The following is a 15,073-nucleotide window of genomic DNA, read 5'->3' as shown; positions in this document are numbered from 1 at the left end:
GTGCCACGTTCGAGCTGATCTGCCTGACGGGCTGGGCGCCGGATGCCAGCCAGCCCAAGCCGTTGCGCCCTGGCTCGGCCCAGATGAGACTGGCCGACGCCCTTGGCACGAAAGAAGGCAAACTGTCCGATTGACCCGCTGACCGAACCGATTATTTCAGCCTCTAAACCAGAATTCAGGAAGCTCACCATGTTCGATGCCACCCGCCCGGAACACGCTCCGGCAGACCACCCAAAAGTGAAGATGGGCCGCGTCGGCGTTCTTCTGGCCAATCTCGGCACCCCGGACGACTACAGCTATTGGCCGATGCGCCGCTATCTGAACGAGTTCCTGTCCGACCGGCGGGTGATCGACTATCCGGCCTGGAAATGGCAGCCGATCCTGCAGGCCATCATCCTGACCAAACGTCCCTTCAGCTCAGGCGCTGCGTACAAGTCGATCTGGAACCACGACAAGGGCGAAAGCCCGCTGATGACCATCACCAAGGACCAGACCGGCAAGATGCGTGCGGCGATGCAGGACCGGTATGGCGACAAGGTCATGGTGGATTTCTGCATGCGTTACGGAAACCCCTCGACCAAGTCGAAGGTCCGCCAGATGGTGGCCGAGGGCTGCGACCGCATCCTGTTCTTCCCGCTCTATCCGCAATATGCGGGCGCCACGACGGCCACCGCGAACGACCAGTTCTTTCGCGCACTGATGGACGAGGCCTGGCAGCCCGCCAGCCGCACGGTGCCCGCCTATTTCGACGAGCCGGCCTATATCGACGCCCTCGCGCAGTCGGTCGAGACGGCCTATGCCGCGATGGAGACCAAGCCGGACGTTCTGGTGTGTTCCTATCACGGCATGCCGGAGCGGTACCTCATGCAGGGCGACCCGTACCACTGCCAGTGCGCCAAGACGTCACGCCTGCTGAAAGAACGGCTGGGCTGGGCGGATGATCAACTGGTGACCACCTTCCAGTCACGATTCGGACCCGAGGAATGGCTGAAGCCCTACACCGTCGACCACGTCGCGGAACTGGCTCGGCAGGGCAAAAAGAATATCGCCGTCATCGCCCCGGCATTTTCGTCGGACTGCATTGAAACGCTGGAAGAGATCAACGAAGAGATCCGCGAAAGCTTTGAGCACGCCGGCGGCGAAAGCTTTACCTACATTCCCTGCCTCAACGACGAGGACGCGCATATCGCGGCCTTGGGCAAGGTTGTCGAGGACAACCTCAAAGGCTGGCTGGACTGAACCGGCCCGAAAACAAGCACGAAAAAAGGCGGTGGAAATCCACCGCCTTTCTTTTTTTTCGTAGTCCGTTGGACTTAGCCTGCGGCAACAGCTGCGGCAACAACGACCAGCAGGATCAGCGGCAGGATGATGCCCTGCGACGAGCCCTGGGTTTCTTCGACGACAACAGGTGCCTCAACAACCGGCTCTTCCAGGTTGCCAGCATATGCGGTCGAAGCAGCAGCGGTCAGTGCAGCAGCGAGTACAAGTTTCTTCATATTAACCTCCAGAGTTTGCGCGATCCCAATTGCGGAACCACACACCTAAGACTTACCTCGTGGTTTTTTCTAATCAGCAAAGCAGAACGAATGCAATTGCAACTTGCAGTGCAAGCGGGTTGGCGCGCGAAAATGTCGTCAAATTAGCAACACTTGCGTCCCGACCTTCGCCATGGCGTACAGCTCTGCGATGTTCTCATTGAACAACCCGATGCACCCGTTCGACGACCGGCGGCCGATTTTCCGCGTATCGTGGGTTCCGTGGATCCGGTAATACTTCCAGCTGAGATACAACGCGTGCGTTCCCAGCGGGTTATCGGGCCCCGGAGGGATGTAATCCGGCCATTCCGGGTTTCTTTTCTTCATCGACGGCGTCGGCGACCAGCTGGGCCCTTCGACCTTGCGGATGACACTTGTGCGACCGCGGCGGGTCAGTTCTTCGGTCAGCGGAACCGACGACGGGTACAGCTTGTAGACGGTTTGGTCTTCCGACCAGTAGTGCAAAGCGCGGGAAACGGTGTCGACCAGAATCGCCCCGTTCCGGGTGTTCGAGAAGTAGGGCTGCCACTGCTGCGCCTTGAACCCCGACACGTTGCGGCGAACGGCCGGTTCAGGCTCGGGTGCAGGGCGCAGTGGGTCGCCCGGGATGTATTGGGCGATCGCCGGGCTGGCGAGCAAAGACGATGCGCCTGCGAGGAATCCGCGGCGGGACGAAGAGAAAACGCGTTTCTTGACCATGGTGACAGGTCCTCTGCGAAAGATGTGCAAGAATCCGCTCTATGTTATTGCCAGAATGCTTCAGTCGCAAATCAAACCGGCAGAATCATGCGGGTTCGTGCATTTGAGCCTTTGCTCATGGGCCGCTGGCAGGGTATTGCCAATTGGAAACAAGCAAACCGGACTCATCATGACGCGCATATTTTCCCTGCTCTTGATTTGCCTTGTCGCGCTGGCGGCATGTACCGACGTGAGCGGCACTTCAACCCTTGGTGCGGATGGGCGCCCGCTGCCCAAAGCCTACAAGATCCGGGGAAATCCCGAAAAACTGCAGTTCCGCATGCTTGATTCCGTAAACGCCCTGCGGCAGGCGTCGGGACTGCAGTCGGTGCAGTTGAACGCGCAGTTGAACGCAGCGGCGGCGACGCACGCCAAGGACATGTCGCGGCAGAACCGGCCCTGGCATTTCGGCTCTGATGGGTCTTCGCCGCTCGACCGGGTGGCCCGTGCCGGTTATGCGGGGCGTTTCCTGGGTGAAGCGATTTCCGAGACCTACGAGACCGAAACCGAAACCCTGGCCGCGTGGATGCAGGAACCGGGTCCGCGATCGGTGATCATGGACCCGCAAGCAACCCAGATGGGGTTTGCATGGCACCAGGAAAACGGCGGGAAGATCTGGTGGACGCTCGAGATGGGAACCGGCGGTTAAGCATGGCCCCAGACGAAAAAAGCCCCCGAAAACCGGGGGCTTTTTTCTTTCTAACAGGTCTCAGGCAGCTTGCATGGACTGGGCTGTGGTCAGGATCGCATACAGCTTGACCGGATCCGGGTTGGCCCGAAGCTTCGAGCAGACCGCGCCGTCGCGCAGCGTGCGCGATACCAGCGCCAAGGCCTTGAGGTGCTCGACACCGGCGTCTTCCGGGGCGAACAGCGCAAAGGCCAGATCCACGGGCTGACGGTCGACCGATCCGAAGTCGATGGGCTTTTCCAGCATGACGAACACGCCGGCAACCGAGTCGATCTCGGACAAACGGGCGTGTGGCAGGGCAACACCATGGCCAACGCCGGTCGGCCCAAGGCTTTCCCGCTCCAGCAGGCAGTCTACGATGGTCTGCGGATCAAGTCCGAGTGCGCCCGCAGCGACGTCACCGATTTCCTGAAACAACCGTTTTTTGCTGGACGCTGCAGATAGCACGCGCACCGCTTCGGGCTTCAGTATGCTCGACAAATCCATGTTTTGCTCCACGGCGACGCCCCCAGAATCCGGGGGCCCCGCCCAATTCTTGCCTGTTACGGATCGATCCAGCCGATATTGCCGTCATCCCGGCGATACACGACGTTCAATCCGTCCTTGTTTTCATTCCTGAACACCAGCACCGGGGCGCCGGCCAATTCCATTTGCATGACAGCTTCGCCGACACTCAACGATGGGATCTTGGTTTCCATCTCAGCCACGATGATGGGCTGCAATGAGTCGGGTTCGTCGGCCACGTCCGATTCGTTCGAGGCGAGGATATAAGATGACGCTCCGAAGAGTTCAACCGGCTGAGCCCGTTCACGATGGTGGTCCTTGAGGCGACGCTTGTAGCGACGCAGCTGTTTCTCCATCTTTTCGCAGCACGCCTCGAATGCTGCATAGATTTCGGTTGCATGTGCCTTGGCCTGGGCTGTCAGGCCCGTGGACATATGTATGGTGGTTTCGCACACATACTCATGCGCTGAACGGGAAAAGACGACGTTGGCATCCGTCGGTCGCTGAGCATATTTGCTCACGACCTCGCCCAATGCGTCCTGCACGTGTGTCTGCAAGGCTGCACCAATGTCGATCTGTTTGCCGCTGATTTGGTAACGCATGTGATCTCCTTCACAATTCACACCCATTATGACGTCACGTCAGGTGACATGCTTGTTTTTATCGGGTGGGGGGTAGAGACATGTTTCGCGGTTGTCCTCGGTAGGGCCCTTCGGAGAAGGGAGATCGAGATCCAGTCTGGAACCGCGAAAATGCCATGTCCCAATTGAGCCAAGAGGCGGCAGAAGAGTCAATCAAAACAGGAGTGTATATACGCGAATTCTGTCATGCGCCTGGCGCAATCACAGCTAAGCCTATGAAATCTTGAAGTTTTCACCCAAATACACGCGGCGGACATTTTCGTTTTCCACCACCTCGTCGGGCGATCCGGACATCAGCACCTGGCCGTCGTGCAGGATATAGGCGCGGTCCACAATTTCCAGCGTTTCCCGCACGTTGTGGTCGGTGATCAGTACGCCGATTCCACGCTTTTTCAGATCCGCCACCAGATGCCGGATATCGCCCACGCTGATCGGGTCGACGCCGGCAAATGGCTCGTCCAGCAGCAGGTACTTGGGGTCGGCGGCCAGACAGCGGGCTATCTCGACGCGACGGCGCTCACCGCCCGACAATGCAAGGGCAGGCGCCCGTCGCAAATGCTCGATCGAAAAATCCGAGAGCAGCTCTTCCAGACGTTCCTTGCGGCGGTGCACATGCTTAACCGCAATGTCGAGCACGGCCGAGATATTGTCCTCGACACTCAAGCCGCGAAAGATCGACATTTCCTGCGGCAGATACCCAATGCCCATGCGCGCCCGGCGATACATCGGCAGCGTGGTTACATTCTGACCGTCCAACGTGACCGTTCCGGCCTCAGGGAACACCAGCCCGGCAACGGAATAGAACGTGGTCGTCTTGCCCGAGCCGTTCGGCCCTAGCAACGCCACGACCTCGGACCGATCCAGTGTCATCGACACGTCCCGGATCACGGTCTTTTTGCGATAAGATTTGCGCAGTTTCTGAATCTTCAGACCCTGAGACCCTTCGGCAACGGACAGTTGCGGGCCCGCCATCAATTGCCGCCCTGCTGAAGGATCGTCTTGACCCGCCCCGACATGGTCGCGGTTCCGCTTGTCAGGTTCGCAATCATCTGGTCGCCGCTGATCGTGCTGGGCCCCTGCGTCAGCAGAACGTTGCCCTTCATCACGATCACACCCGAGTCGATGGTGTATTCCGCCCAGTCCCCTTCGGCGGCATCCGGCGGGCTGACAAGCACGACGTTTTCCGATGCCTCCATGCGTTCGATCCCCGACCGATCCTGGTTGTAGATCACCAACACGCGACCGGCGGACAGGCGCATTTCGCCCTGCACGACAATGACGTTGCCAAGAAACTCGGCCGAACCGTCCTCTTGATTGACGTTCAGCGTCTCGGATGTCACTTCGACCGGCAGACTGGGATCGGCTTTCACCGACCCAAAGGCCACCTGCGCTTCTTGCGCGGACGCTGGTACCGAACCCACGGCCAGGGCGAAACAAACGAGGACGAAACGAAAATCAAACACAGTCTATCTTTCGGCTTTTTTCGGCTCATATAACAGCTTAACGCCATCTGTAAAAAGAATATGGACCGGTCCACCGTCTTTTTCAGCGCCGAATGTCATCCGCCCGGCCGAGAAATTGCCGATTGGTCCTGTTCCCTGCACCTGACCTGGCGTATCGCCCCGGATCTCGTCCAATGAAGTATTCAACAGGTCTGTCGTCACCCGGATACCGTCCGTGGTGGTGATCACCACGTCCCCCGTGAAGGTGGCCGTCGCCTTGTCCGGTCGGATCGACCCCGAGTTGGAGTCCAGTGTGATCACCCCACCGTTCAGCAGGCCGAACCGGCCACGGAATTCGGTTGCTCTTGGATCGCTGTCGGCAGTTCCCTGGCTGGCCCGCACCGCCTCGACCTGGACATCTTCGCCCTTGCGGGTGGTCCCCCGATAGTTCGGGCGGGTCACAAGCTGCCCCTCAAGCCGTTCGTCGATATCCTGCTGGGTGAACGGACCCGAGACGTTTGTTTCGATGCTGCGCGACAGCAGGAATACCGTGGACAGCAGCAGAATCGCCGCCAGCGGCAACAGAACCTTCAGGAACTGCACCATTCGGGAATAGCGGTCCACCTGCGCCCCCTGTCAGCCCAGCCCGACGCGCAGGCAATCGTGAATATGCAGAAGGCCCTGCGCCAATCCCGGTTGTTCGGGGTCGACGACGAACAACGAGGTGATCTTGCGCGCGTTCATGATCGCCACGGCTTCTTCGGCCAGCGAATCTGGTGCGATCGTGGTCGGATTGCGGGTCATGACCTGAGCGGCCGTATTGTCCAGCAGCCCCTCCATGTGGCGCCGCAGGTCGCCGTCGGTGATGATGCCAGCAAGCTTGCCGTCCGCGTCCGTCACCCCGACCACGCCAAAGCCTTTCTGGCTGATCTCGATCAACGCGTCGCTCATCGGTGTATCGGCAGAAACCAGCGGCACCGCATCGCCACTGTGCATCAGATCGCGTACTGCGCTCAGCTGCGCGCCCAGTTTGCCGCCCGGATGAAAGGCGCGGAAATCCTCTGGTTTGAAGTCGCGATATTTCATCAGCGCAATCGCCAGCGCATCACCCATGGCCAGCGTCAGCGTGGTCGAAATCGACGGCACCATCCCATAGCCGCAGGCCTCGCCCAGAGAGGGGATCAGCAAATGCACGTCCGCCTGTTTCATCAACGAGCTTTCGGGCTTGCTGGACAGGCCGATCAAAGGGATGCCGAACCGCCGGGTAAAGGCCAGAAGATTGGCCAGTTCCGGCGCCTCGCCCGAATTGGAGATCGCCAGAACCACGTCTCCTTTCGACACCATCCCCAGATCGCCGTGGCTGGCCTCGGCCGGATGGACGAAATAGGCCGGCGTGCCGGTGCTGGCCAGGGTTGCGGCGATCTTGTGGCCGATGTGTCCCGACTTGCCGATGCCGCTGATGATGATCCGCCCTGTGGCCTGCAGGATCAGCTGAACGGCTTCGGCAAACCGGTCGTCAAGGCTGTCGGCCAAAACATCCAAAGCCCGGGCTTCGTCGGTGATTACCTGACGGGCAACCTTCAGAAAGGATTCATTGTCTGTCATGAGTGCGCAAAAATATCCGTTTCAGGCCATCCGGCCAGATCCAGTCTGGCACGCATCGGCAGGAAGTCAAAACAGGCCTGCGCCATCTCGGTGCGCCCTTCACGCGCCAGCCGCGCGTTCAAGGCATCACGCAGACGGTGCAGATACAGGACGTCGGAGGCCGCATAATCCAGTTGGGCCTCGGTCAGGGTCTCGGCACCCCAGTCGCTCATCTGTTGCTGTTTCGAGATATCGACGCCCAGCAACTCCTGACACAGGTTCTTGAGACCATGACGATCGGTATAGGTGCGCACAAGGCGGCTGGCGATCTTGGTGCAATACACCGGAGCGGCCAACGCCCCGAAGGCATGATACATCGCGGCAATGTCGAACCGCCCGAAATGAAACAGCTTCAGCACATCCGGGTTTTCCAGCATGGCACTCAGGTTCGGCGCCGAGGTTTGGCCCTTTTCGACCTGCACGATATGGCAATCGCCGTCACCCCCGGACATCTGAATCACGCACAGGCGATCCCGGTGCGGGTTGAGACCCATGGTCTCACAATCAATGGCCACGATCGGGCCCAGATCCAGCCCATCGGGCAGGTCGTTCTTGTACAGATGGTTCGCCACACGTGTTTCCTTCGTTCGGTATCGTCCCCGAAATAGGGTGTTTGGCCTGCAAACTCAACGCCATCCGGACCGATGCCGCGATTGATCTCCGGCAGGCTTGATGTATCCCCATGGGGGGGATAGGGTTAATGCATGAACCCTCACAAGCATTCAACTCACCCGCAGATCATCGCGCGCCTGAAACGCGCACATGGGCATCTGGCCAAGGTCATCGCAATGCTGGACGACCAGGAGCCCTGTCCGGACATCGCTCAACAGCTTTTCGCCGTGGAAAAGGCGATCACGAATGCCAAGCGGGCACTGATCCATGATCATGTCGACCATTGCCTTGCTTCGGGCGACGCCGACTCGGTCGACGCCTTCAAGGCCATCACCAAGTACCTGTGATGCTGAGCGTTCTGCAAAACCGGGTCTATCGTCACCTGCTTGCTGCGCAAATCGTGGCCTTGACGGGCACCGGTCTTGCCACGGTGGCCCTGGGGCTTCTGGCCTACGATCTGGCCGGAAGCTCTGCGGCCCTGGTTCTGGGTACGGCACTGACGATAAAGATGGTTGCCTATGTTTCGGTCGCGCCGGTGGCGGCGGCCTTTGCGGAACGGCTGAACCGGCGAAAACTGCTTGTGACGCTGGACCTCGTCCGCGCCGCAGTGGCGCTGTGCCTGCCGTTCGTGACCGACATCTGGCAGGTCTACGTTCTGATCTTCGTTCTGCAATCTGCCTCAGCCGGGTTCACCCCGGCGTTCCAAGCCACGATACCAGACGTTTTGACCGACCAGCAGGACTATACCAAGGCGCTGTCGCTGTCGCGCCTGGCCTATGATCTGGAAAGTCTGGTGAGCCCGATGCTGGCTGCGTTCCTGCTGATCTTCGTCAGCTTCGACAGCCTGTTTCTGGGAACAAGTCTCGGCTTTGTCGCCTCGGCCTTGTTGGTCATGTCGGTTGCCCTTCCCTCACCCACGCCCGTCCGGCCGCGCGGGATCTTCGACCGCACAACCCGTGGTCTGCGGATCTATCTGGCCACACCACGCCTTCGGGGGTTGCTGGCTTTGAGCTGGAGCGCCGCAGCGCTCAGCGCGATGGTCCTGGTCAATACCGTCGTCATCGTGCGTGCAAGCCTGGGGTTGTCCGATAGTGCCGTGGCCATCGCGCTGGCCGGATTCGGCAGCGGGTCCATGCTGGCGGCATTTGCCTTGCCGGCGGTTTTGCGGCGGTTCGAGGACCGCAAAGTGATGCTGGCGGGTGCGACAATTGCCACCGCGGCCATGGCGTTTGCTGCGATCCTGTCTGCAGCCGTACCCATGAGCCTTGCCGGGCTGTCCGCAATCTGGGCACTGGTCGGCTTCGGATACTCGGCAACCCTGACCCCGTCGGGGCGCCTGCTGACCCGGTCGGCCCACGCCGAAGACCGCCCGGCCGTCTTCGCCGCCCAATTCACCCTGTCGCATGCCTGCTGGTTGGTTCTCTACCCGCTGGCCGGATGGGTCATGACAGCGTTCGGTGCGACAGTGGCCATGGCTTTGTTGACCGTTCTGTCACTGTGCGGTCTGGTCGGAGCTCTGTTGGCATGGCCTCGCGCCGAGCCGGGCGCGGTCATCCACCAGCATCCGGACCTGCCGGTCGACCATCCGCACCTGTCCGGATCGGCAGAGCACGCCCACCCGATCATCATCGACGACCTTCACCCCCGATACCCGCATCAGCCTTGAGCGCAGGCGCCAAACTGGCATACACCCGAACCATCCCTTCGGAACACGGAGCATCGATGGACCAGCTTGATCGCCGCATCATTACCGCGCTGCAACACAACGCGCGCGCCTCGACCACCCATATCGCGGCAACGCTCGGGGTGGCCCGGACTACGGTGCATGAACGTATCAGCCGGATGGAGAGAAACGGTGTGATCGCCGGATATTCGGTGATCCTGCGCCAGGCCGAGGACACGCCCAAGGTCCAGGTCGTTGTCCTGCTGGAGGTACAGCAGAAAGAAACCGCCCGCATTATCAAGCGGCTCGAAGCCTATCCAGAGGTCAAGCTGTGCCTGTCGATCAATGGAGAATTCGATCTGTTGCTGTCCGCCGAAGCGCCGCGGATCGAGGATCTGGACATTCTGGTTGATGAGCTAGCGGCGATCCCGGGAGTGCTGCGGACCAACACCAGCGTTGTGTTCGGCCGCCGCATCGATCGGGGCTGAGGTCCCGATAACCCTCTGTAAACCCAAAACTGGCTAGCTTGGCCCGGACACAAGAATCCCCGGACCGGCAGAATGCCAGAGCTCAAGTTTTTCATCTCGATCGCCGTTTGGCTAACCGCCGCCGCGCCTGCCGCCCTGGCATGGTCGGATGGCCACGCGACTGATGTCTGCGACCGGGCCGCGCGCCGGGCGGCTATGGCCGAAGGTGTGCCGCAGGATATCCTGTTGGCCGTCACTCGAACCGAGACCGGGCGCAGCATGAGGGGCCGCCTGACACCCTGGCCCTGGACCGTCAATGTCGAGGGCAAAGGGTACTGGTTCGCCACCGAGACCGAGGCCAAGGCCTTTGTCTTCGACGTGTTCAAAGCGGGTGCGCGCAGTTTTGATATTGGCTGTTTCCAGATCAACTACCGCTGGCATGGCAAAGCCTTCCGGTCCATAGACGCTATGTTTGATCCGGATCTGAACGCTGCCTACGCGGCGCAGTTCCTGAAGTCGCTTTTTACTGAACAGGGTTCGTGGGGGCATGCGGTTGGCGCCTATCACTCGCGTACGCCCGGCCTTGCACAGGCGTATACGGACCGATTTGAAACCATCCTCGCCAATCTCGACGGCGTGCGGCTGGCGCAACCGGGACCCCCGGGCCGCGATCCTTTTTCCCGGGCGGCCGCGCCTTTGATCCCGCCCGGTCGTGGCCGAACCGGGACGGGCCGCTTGGGCTCATTGGTTCCCTCCTCCGCCGCTGCTGCTGCGTTCATCGCGTTCGATCAGGAGTGACGCGTGCCAAAGCTTGACGCCCGATCCCTGTTTTCACCCACCGTTCTACTGGCGTTGGCCTTGATGACGGTGATCGTCATGATGATCCTGCCAATGCCATCCTGGGTGCTGGACATTGGCCTTGCGGCCTCGTTCGCGCTGGCCATCCTGATTTTCACCCTGACCCTGTTCATCGAGCGACCGTTGGATTTCTCGTCCTTTCCAACGATCCTGCTGGCTTCGCTGATGCTGCGCCTGTCGCTCAACGTGTCGTCGACAAAGCTGATCATCGGGCAGGGTCATACCGGGCCCAACGCCGCCGGTGACGTCATCGAGGGCTTTGCCCAATTCGTCATGAGCGGCAGCATCTTCCTGGGCCTCGTGGTGTTCGGCGTGCTGCTGATCGTGAATTTCATGGTGATTACCAAAGGTGCGGCGCGCATGGCCGAGGTCGGGGCCCGCTTTGCCCTTGACGGTATGCCGGGCAAACAGCTTGCCATCGACAGCGACATGTCTGCCGGCGCCATCGACCATCAGCAAGCCAAGGAACGGCGCGAGCTTGAGCAACGGGAAACCACCTTTTTCGGGTCGCTGGACGGGGCATCCAAATTCGTCAAGGGCGATGCAATTGCCGGGCTGCTGATTACCCTGCTCAACCTGGTGATGGGGTTGATCATGGGGGTGATCGTGCACAGTATGCCGGTCGCCTCGGCGTTTGAAACCTATGCGATCCTGACCGTTGGTGACGGGTTGGTCACGCAGATACCGGCGGTCATCATCTCTATCGCATCCGCCCTGTTGCTGGCCCGCGGTGGTACGCAGGGTGCAACCGATACTGCCTTGTTCTCGCAACTGGGGCGTCATCCGGCTGCGCTGGCAACCGTTGCGATCCTGATGGTGCTGTTTGCGCTGGTGCCCGGGCTGCCTTTTCTGCCGTTCATTCTCGGCGGCGTGATCCTGGGCTATGCGGCATTTGTTGTTCACAAAAAACAATCAGCTGCCACAGAGTCGGCACGTATGCCGGCTTCGGACGCCGAGCCCAAGGCAACACAAGGCATCGGAGACGTCCTTGACCTCGACGACGTTCACCTCGAATTTGCCCCGGATCTGGTCAGCATGGTGTTGAACCCCGGCACCGGATTGGACGCTCGGATCACCAACATGCGGACCTACGTCGCGTCGAGCTTTGGATTGATCCTGCCGGAGATCCGGCTGACAGACCGGGCCGACTTGCCGACGGGCACTTACGTCATTCGTGTTCAGGGCGTCGAACAGGCCCGGGGGGTGCTTCACCCCGACCTGATCCTGGCGCTGGTGCAGGACGGGCTGGATCTGTTGCCGGAAGGCAATGACGTCACCGAACCCGTCTACGGCGCGCCCGCCCGATGGATCCTGCCCAAGGATCAAGAGGCCGCCGCGCTGAGCGGCGCAACCATCGTAACCCCGCCCGAGATTCTGGCCACCCATCTGCTGGAAATCATCAAGCAGAACTTCCCGCGCCTGCTGACCCTGAAATCCCTGCGTCGGCTCCTGTCCGAGATGACCCGCCTCAGCGACCCGGTCCGGGCCGAGGCAAACCGAAAGCTGCTGGATGAGCTGATCCCCGACAAGGTTCCGATCGACACCTTGCACGCGGTTTTGAGGCTGCTGCTCGAAGAACGGGTTTCGATCCGCAACATCGCGCTGATCCTGGAGAGCGTCGCCGAAGCGCGGATGACCACGACGCAGCCTGAGGCGATCTGTGAGATCGTGCGCCAGCGACTGGGCTTCCAGCTGGTGGCGGACCTGAAGCGTGGCGACGGCTCGATTCCCCTGATCCAGTTGGCGCCGGAATGGGAGGAGACGTTCTCCACCTACCAGATCGACACTCCGAATGCTGGATTGGATGTGGCGCTGCCCCCCAATCTGTTCAACAAACTGGCCGATGGCGTCGTCACGACGATAACACGCAGCGCGGATCAGGGTGTGTTCCCGGCGTTGGTAACCTCGACGCGGCGGCGCAGGTTGCTGCGTACCATCATGCACGCGCGGGGAATCTCGAATCCAGTCCTGTCGTTCGAGGAAATTGGGCTCGAAGCGCGGCCGGCTCTGGTCGGAACGGTGCCGGCGTGATTGGGCTGCCGCCGGACTTGCTGGCTCAGCTGGGGGGCGTCCTGTGGTCCTCATTTGTGGTTTTTCTCAGGGTTTCAGCGCTGGTTTCCCTGCTACCAGCTTTCGGGGAGCGCAGCATTCCAACCCGCGTAAAGCTGGGGGTCGCAATGGCATTCACGCTGGTCGTCGCGCCGTCGGTTTCCATTGCCGAGCCCGACAGTGGCCTGATGCCGCTGGTTCAATTGATACTGACCGAAATCCTGATCGGCCTGACCCTGGGGATCGGACTTCGGCTACTGGTACTCGCCCTTCAAACCGCCGGGTCGATGGCCGCGCAAGCCACGTCGTTGTCGCAGATCCTGGGTGGTGCCGCTGCGGACCCGGCCCCGGCGATGGGTCATTTCTTGACCCTGTCCGGGTTGGCCCTTGCCACACTGATGGGCGTTCACATCCGGGCGGCCCAATTCCTGATCGACAGCTATTCACTATTCCCGGTGGGTGCCGCCCCGATGGCGACCGATCTGTCACGTTGGGGGGTGTCGCAGGTATCGCGCAGCTTTGCATTGGCCTTTGGGCTGGCCATGCCGTTTGTCATTGCATCATTGATCTACAACTTGGCTCTGGGTGTCATCAACCGGGCCATGCCTCAACTGATGGTCGCCTTTGTGGGCGCGCCGGCAATCACCTTTGCCGGATTGTTCCTTTTGTTCGCGGGAACGCCGATCATCCTTGCGGTCTGGTCTGACGTCCTGTTCCAGTACTTGCTTGATCCGATCGGAGCACCGGATTGAGCGGCTCGGACGACGACATTGACAAGTCCTTCGAAGCGACACCGCAGAAACTGCAGAAGGCTCGGGAAAAGGGTGAGGTCGTCAAATCAAATGACCTGTCCGCCGTTGCCGCCTATTCCGGCCTGACAATCGCTCTTTTGGCGGTCGGGCAGTTTTCGACCGAACACTTGGGATCATCCCTGATGGTTCTGATTGATCAGGCTCCGGAACTGTCACTGTTGTTGACGTCTGGCAGCGCGGTTGCACCGGTCGGCGGGTTGATGAAAAAGGTTGCCGTTTCCGCGGGCATTCTGTTGGCGGTTCCAGCGGCGTTTGTGTTGCTGAACCTCCTAGCGCAGCGCGCCCTGGTGTTTGCCCCAAGCAAACTGACGCCGAAGATGTCCCGCATTTCAATCCCATCCAATGCCAAGAACAAGTTCGGTCGTGCCGGACTTTTTGAGTTCCTCAAAAGCTTCATCAAGCTGGTGATCTACAGCATCTGCCTTGCCGTGTTTTTGAAATCCAACCTGGCGGACATCCTGACGGCTGCAGCCAGCCCCGCACGAGCCTCCATCCCGCCGATGATGAACCTACTGTTTCGGTTCCTGTTCATCGTCGTCGCCGTCACGCTGACCATCGGGGTCATCGACTACCTGTGGCAGTATTCCGAGCACATGCGTAAAAATCGAATGTCGCGCAAAGAACTGCAGGACGAGACGAAGGACTCGGAAGGCGATCCGCATGTCAAACAGCAAAGACGCCAGCGCGCGCAAGAGATTGCGACCAACCAGATGATGGCCGAGGTTCCAAAGGCCGACGTGGTCATCGTCAACCCCACCCATTTTGCGGTCGCATTGAAATGGACCCGGGCCCGTGGGACCGCACCCGTCTGCGTCGCAAAGGGCGTTGACGTAGTTGCCGCGACGATCCGCCGAACGGCGATGGAGTCAGGAGTTCCGATTCATTCGGATCCGCCGACGGCGCGAGCCCTGCATGCGACCGTCGAGATCGGAAAGGAGATAACGGAAGACCTTTATCGCCCGGTCGCTGCGGCCATCCGATTTGCCGAAGCCATGCGAAAACGCGCGAAAGGAGCGGTCGGATGACACGCGCGATGCTAAGGGATCTAGCGGCGGTCACGGCGGCTTCTTTCGAAAGAGAGTTTCAGAAACTGAAACCGATACTTGAGGCCGAAAGCCGCATTCAGGCACAGATCAGCGCACTGAACGCGCAGGTCGCCCAAACGGCGTCGGACGCCGCGCAAACCCCTGGGTACCAGATCGCTGGCGCGGACGTCTTGTGGCACGGGTGGGAGTCCAGTACCCGGCGTAACCTCAACACTGAATTGGCGCGCGTCAGATCCCGGAAACTGGCAATGATGGAGGACCTTCGCCGAGCATTCGGCCGCAAACAGGCGGTTGAGTCGTTGCAGCGCGATCAAGAAACCGCGCTGCGCATTGCACGCGCCAGGAAACTGATGAACCAGTAAACCGAAAGCTGA

Annotated in this window: 19 protein-coding genes and 1 pseudogene; 11 read left to right on the top strand and 9 right to left on the bottom strand. The window is 60.4% G+C overall.

Annotation, left to right across the window (positions count from 1 at the left end; translation table 11 throughout):
• Positions 1-134 (top strand): annotated as a pseudogene (locus AC2FM5_RS08450) (SAM-dependent methyltransferase); the annotation flags it as partial.
• Positions 135-189: 55 nt separating this feature from the next.
• A complete protein-coding gene (gene hemH / locus AC2FM5_RS08445; RefSeq protein WP_170343137.1) occupies positions 190-1,239 on the top strand; it encodes a ferrochelatase in 1,050 nt (349 codons plus the stop codon).
• A gap of 74 nt (positions 1,240-1,313) precedes the next feature.
• On the opposite strand, the gene AC2FM5_RS08440 is transcribed toward hemH, so the two are convergent.
• Both AC2FM5_RS08440 and AC2FM5_RS08435 read right to left on the bottom strand, forming a co-directional pair.
• Complete coding sequence (locus AC2FM5_RS08440) at positions 1,314-1,496, bottom strand: hypothetical protein (protein ID WP_005979327.1); 183 nt, start codon at positions 1,494-1,496, stop codon at positions 1,314-1,316.
• A gap of 138 nt (positions 1,497-1,634) precedes the next feature.
• Positions 1,635-2,234 carry a L,D-transpeptidase gene (locus tag AC2FM5_RS08435; RefSeq protein ID WP_170365582.1) on the bottom strand — a complete coding sequence of 200 codons (600 nt, stop codon included), beginning with the start codon at positions 2,232-2,234 and terminating at the stop codon, positions 1,635-1,637.
• 169 nt (positions 2,235-2,403) lie between these two features.
• Here AC2FM5_RS08435 and dalA point away from each other — a divergent pair, with 169 nt between their 5' ends.
• Entirely contained in the window at positions 2,404-2,922 is a 519-nt protein-coding gene (dalA, locus tag AC2FM5_RS08430) for a divisome-associated lipoprotein DalA (protein WP_093963636.1), read from the top strand.
• 60 nt (positions 2,923-2,982) lie between these two features.
• On the opposite strand, the gene ptsN is transcribed toward dalA, so the two are convergent.
• From ptsN to AC2FM5_RS08395, 7 genes are all read right to left on the bottom strand, one after another.
• Positions 2,983-3,447 carry a PTS IIA-like nitrogen regulatory protein PtsN gene (gene ptsN, locus AC2FM5_RS08425; RefSeq protein ID WP_170343139.1) on the bottom strand — a complete coding sequence of 155 codons (465 nt, stop codon included), beginning with the start codon at positions 3,445-3,447 and terminating at the stop codon, positions 2,983-2,985.
• Positions 3,448-3,503: 56 nt separating this feature from the next.
• Positions 3,504-4,067, bottom strand: a complete 564-nt coding sequence (gene hpf, locus AC2FM5_RS08420; RefSeq protein ID WP_170342438.1) for a ribosome hibernation-promoting factor, HPF/YfiA family — start codon at positions 4,065-4,067, stop codon at positions 3,504-3,506.
• Between the two features lie 252 nt (positions 4,068-4,319).
• Positions 4,320-5,078, bottom strand: coding sequence for an LPS export ABC transporter ATP-binding protein (lptB, locus tag AC2FM5_RS08415; RefSeq protein WP_093963638.1), 759 nt, complete (start codon positions 5,076-5,078; stop codon positions 4,320-4,322).
• A complete protein-coding gene (locus tag AC2FM5_RS08410; RefSeq protein WP_170342617.1) occupies positions 5,078-5,533 on the bottom strand; it encodes an LptA/OstA family protein in 456 nt (151 codons plus the stop codon). Before AC2FM5_RS08410 ends, lptB begins: the two co-directional genes overlap by 1 nt.
• A gap of 39 nt (positions 5,534-5,572) precedes the next feature.
• Positions 5,573-6,172 (bottom strand): LPS export ABC transporter periplasmic protein LptC, encoded by a 600-nt coding sequence (lptC, locus tag AC2FM5_RS08405; RefSeq protein ID WP_170359908.1) that lies wholly within the window; start codon positions 6,170-6,172, stop codon positions 5,573-5,575.
• Between the two features lie 12 nt (positions 6,173-6,184).
• Positions 6,185-7,153: a KpsF/GutQ family sugar-phosphate isomerase gene (locus AC2FM5_RS08400; protein ID WP_170342439.1), complete on the bottom strand. Its 969-nt coding sequence runs from the start codon at positions 7,151-7,153 to the stop codon at positions 6,185-6,187.
• On the bottom strand, positions 7,150-7,764 hold the full coding sequence (locus AC2FM5_RS08395; protein WP_170343143.1) for a ribonuclease D: 615 nt from the start codon (positions 7,762-7,764) through the stop codon (positions 7,150-7,152). Before AC2FM5_RS08395 ends, AC2FM5_RS08400 begins: the two co-directional genes overlap by 4 nt.
• Before the next feature lie 132 nt (positions 7,765-7,896).
• On the opposite strand from AC2FM5_RS08395, the gene AC2FM5_RS08390 reads away from it, so the two are divergent.
• The 8 genes from AC2FM5_RS08390 (at position 7,897) to AC2FM5_RS08355 (ending at position 15,061) form a co-directional block, all read left to right on the top strand.
• Positions 7,897-8,151, top strand: a complete 255-nt coding sequence (locus AC2FM5_RS08390; protein WP_496735003.1) for a metal-sensing transcriptional repressor — start codon at positions 7,897-7,899, stop codon at positions 8,149-8,151.
• Positions 8,151-9,470 (top strand): MFS transporter, encoded by a 1,320-nt coding sequence (locus tag AC2FM5_RS08385; protein WP_170530139.1) that lies wholly within the window; start codon positions 8,151-8,153, stop codon positions 9,468-9,470. Before AC2FM5_RS08390 ends, AC2FM5_RS08385 begins: the two co-directional genes overlap by 1 nt.
• A 56-nt stretch (positions 9,471-9,526) precedes the next feature.
• Complete coding sequence (locus AC2FM5_RS08380) at positions 9,527-9,955, top strand: Lrp/AsnC family transcriptional regulator (RefSeq protein WP_170583013.1); 429 nt, start codon at positions 9,527-9,529, stop codon at positions 9,953-9,955.
• Between the two features lie 72 nt (positions 9,956-10,027).
• Positions 10,028-10,732: a lytic transglycosylase domain-containing protein gene (locus AC2FM5_RS08375; protein WP_170372457.1), complete on the top strand. Its 705-nt coding sequence runs from the start codon at positions 10,028-10,030 to the stop codon at positions 10,730-10,732.
• 63 nt (positions 10,733-10,795) lie between these two features.
• The gene (gene flhA / locus AC2FM5_RS08370) at positions 10,796-12,823 is read left to right on the top strand and encodes a flagellar biosynthesis protein FlhA (protein ID WP_496735009.1); all 2,028 of its coding nucleotides are present in this window, start codon (positions 10,796-10,798) and stop codon (positions 12,821-12,823) included.
• Complete coding sequence (locus tag AC2FM5_RS08365; protein WP_496734999.1) at positions 12,820-13,593, top strand: flagellar biosynthetic protein FliR; 774 nt, start codon at positions 12,820-12,822, stop codon at positions 13,591-13,593. The genes flhA and AC2FM5_RS08365 overlap by 4 nt, the downstream gene beginning before the upstream one ends.
• On the top strand, positions 13,590-14,678 hold the full coding sequence (gene flhB / locus AC2FM5_RS08360) for a flagellar type III secretion system protein FlhB (RefSeq protein ID WP_496734997.1): 1,089 nt from the start codon (positions 13,590-13,592) through the stop codon (positions 14,676-14,678). Before AC2FM5_RS08365 ends, flhB begins: the two co-directional genes overlap by 4 nt.
• Positions 14,675-15,061: a hypothetical protein gene (locus AC2FM5_RS08355; RefSeq protein ID WP_496734995.1), complete on the top strand. Its 387-nt coding sequence runs from the start codon at positions 14,675-14,677 to the stop codon at positions 15,059-15,061. The genes flhB and AC2FM5_RS08355 overlap by 4 nt, the downstream gene beginning before the upstream one ends.
• The last annotated feature ends 12 nt before the right edge of the window (positions 15,062-15,073 follow it).

This window comes from Ruegeria sp. BHSA162, from assembly GCF_059613385.1.
Note: the sequence above shows the minus strand (reverse complement) of the source record. Positions and strands in the feature narration are given on the sequence as shown.

What these genes read in the sequence shown, in the direction of transcription:
- AC2FM5_RS08390 (WP_496735003.1), top strand. Translation starts at nt 7,897, where the DNA reads ATGAACCCTCACAAGCATTCAACTCACCCGCAGATCATCGCGCGCCTG.
- hemH (WP_170343137.1), top strand. Translation starts at nt 190, where the DNA reads ATGTTCGATGCCACCCGCCCGGAACACGCTCCGGCAGACCACCCAAAA.
- dalA (WP_093963636.1), top strand. Translation starts at nt 2,404, where the DNA reads ATGACGCGCATATTTTCCCTGCTCTTGATTTGCCTTGTCGCGCTGGCG.
- flhA (WP_496735009.1), top strand. Translation starts at nt 10,796, where the DNA reads ATGACGGTGATCGTCATGATGATCCTGCCAATGCCATCCTGGGTGCTG.
- AC2FM5_RS08435 (WP_170365582.1), bottom strand. Translation starts at nt 2,234, where the DNA reads ATGGTCAAGAAACGCGTTTTCTCTTCGTCCCGCCGCGGATTCCTCGCA.
- AC2FM5_RS08440 (WP_005979327.1), bottom strand. Translation starts at nt 1,496, where the DNA reads ATGAAGAAACTTGTACTCGCTGCTGCACTGACCGCTGCTGCTTCGACC.
- AC2FM5_RS08385 (WP_170530139.1), top strand. Translation starts at nt 8,151, where the DNA reads ATGCTGAGCGTTCTGCAAAACCGGGTCTATCGTCACCTGCTTGCTGCG.
- AC2FM5_RS08355 (WP_496734995.1), top strand. Translation starts at nt 14,675, where the DNA reads ATGACACGCGCGATGCTAAGGGATCTAGCGGCGGTCACGGCGGCTTCT.
- AC2FM5_RS08375 (WP_170372457.1), top strand. Translation starts at nt 10,028, where the DNA reads ATGCCAGAGCTCAAGTTTTTCATCTCGATCGCCGTTTGGCTAACCGCC.
- ptsN (WP_170343139.1), bottom strand. Translation starts at nt 3,447, where the DNA reads ATGGATTTGTCGAGCATACTGAAGCCCGAAGCGGTGCGCGTGCTATCT.
- hpf (WP_170342438.1), bottom strand. Translation starts at nt 4,067, where the DNA reads ATGCGTTACCAAATCAGCGGCAAACAGATCGACATTGGTGCAGCCTTG.
- AC2FM5_RS08400 (WP_170342439.1), bottom strand. Translation starts at nt 7,153, where the DNA reads ATGACAGACAATGAATCCTTTCTGAAGGTTGCCCGTCAGGTAATCACC.
- AC2FM5_RS08380 (WP_170583013.1), top strand. Translation starts at nt 9,527, where the DNA reads ATGGACCAGCTTGATCGCCGCATCATTACCGCGCTGCAACACAACGCG.
- lptB (WP_093963638.1), bottom strand. Translation starts at nt 5,078, where the DNA reads ATGGCGGGCCCGCAACTGTCCGTTGCCGAAGGGTCTCAGGGTCTGAAG.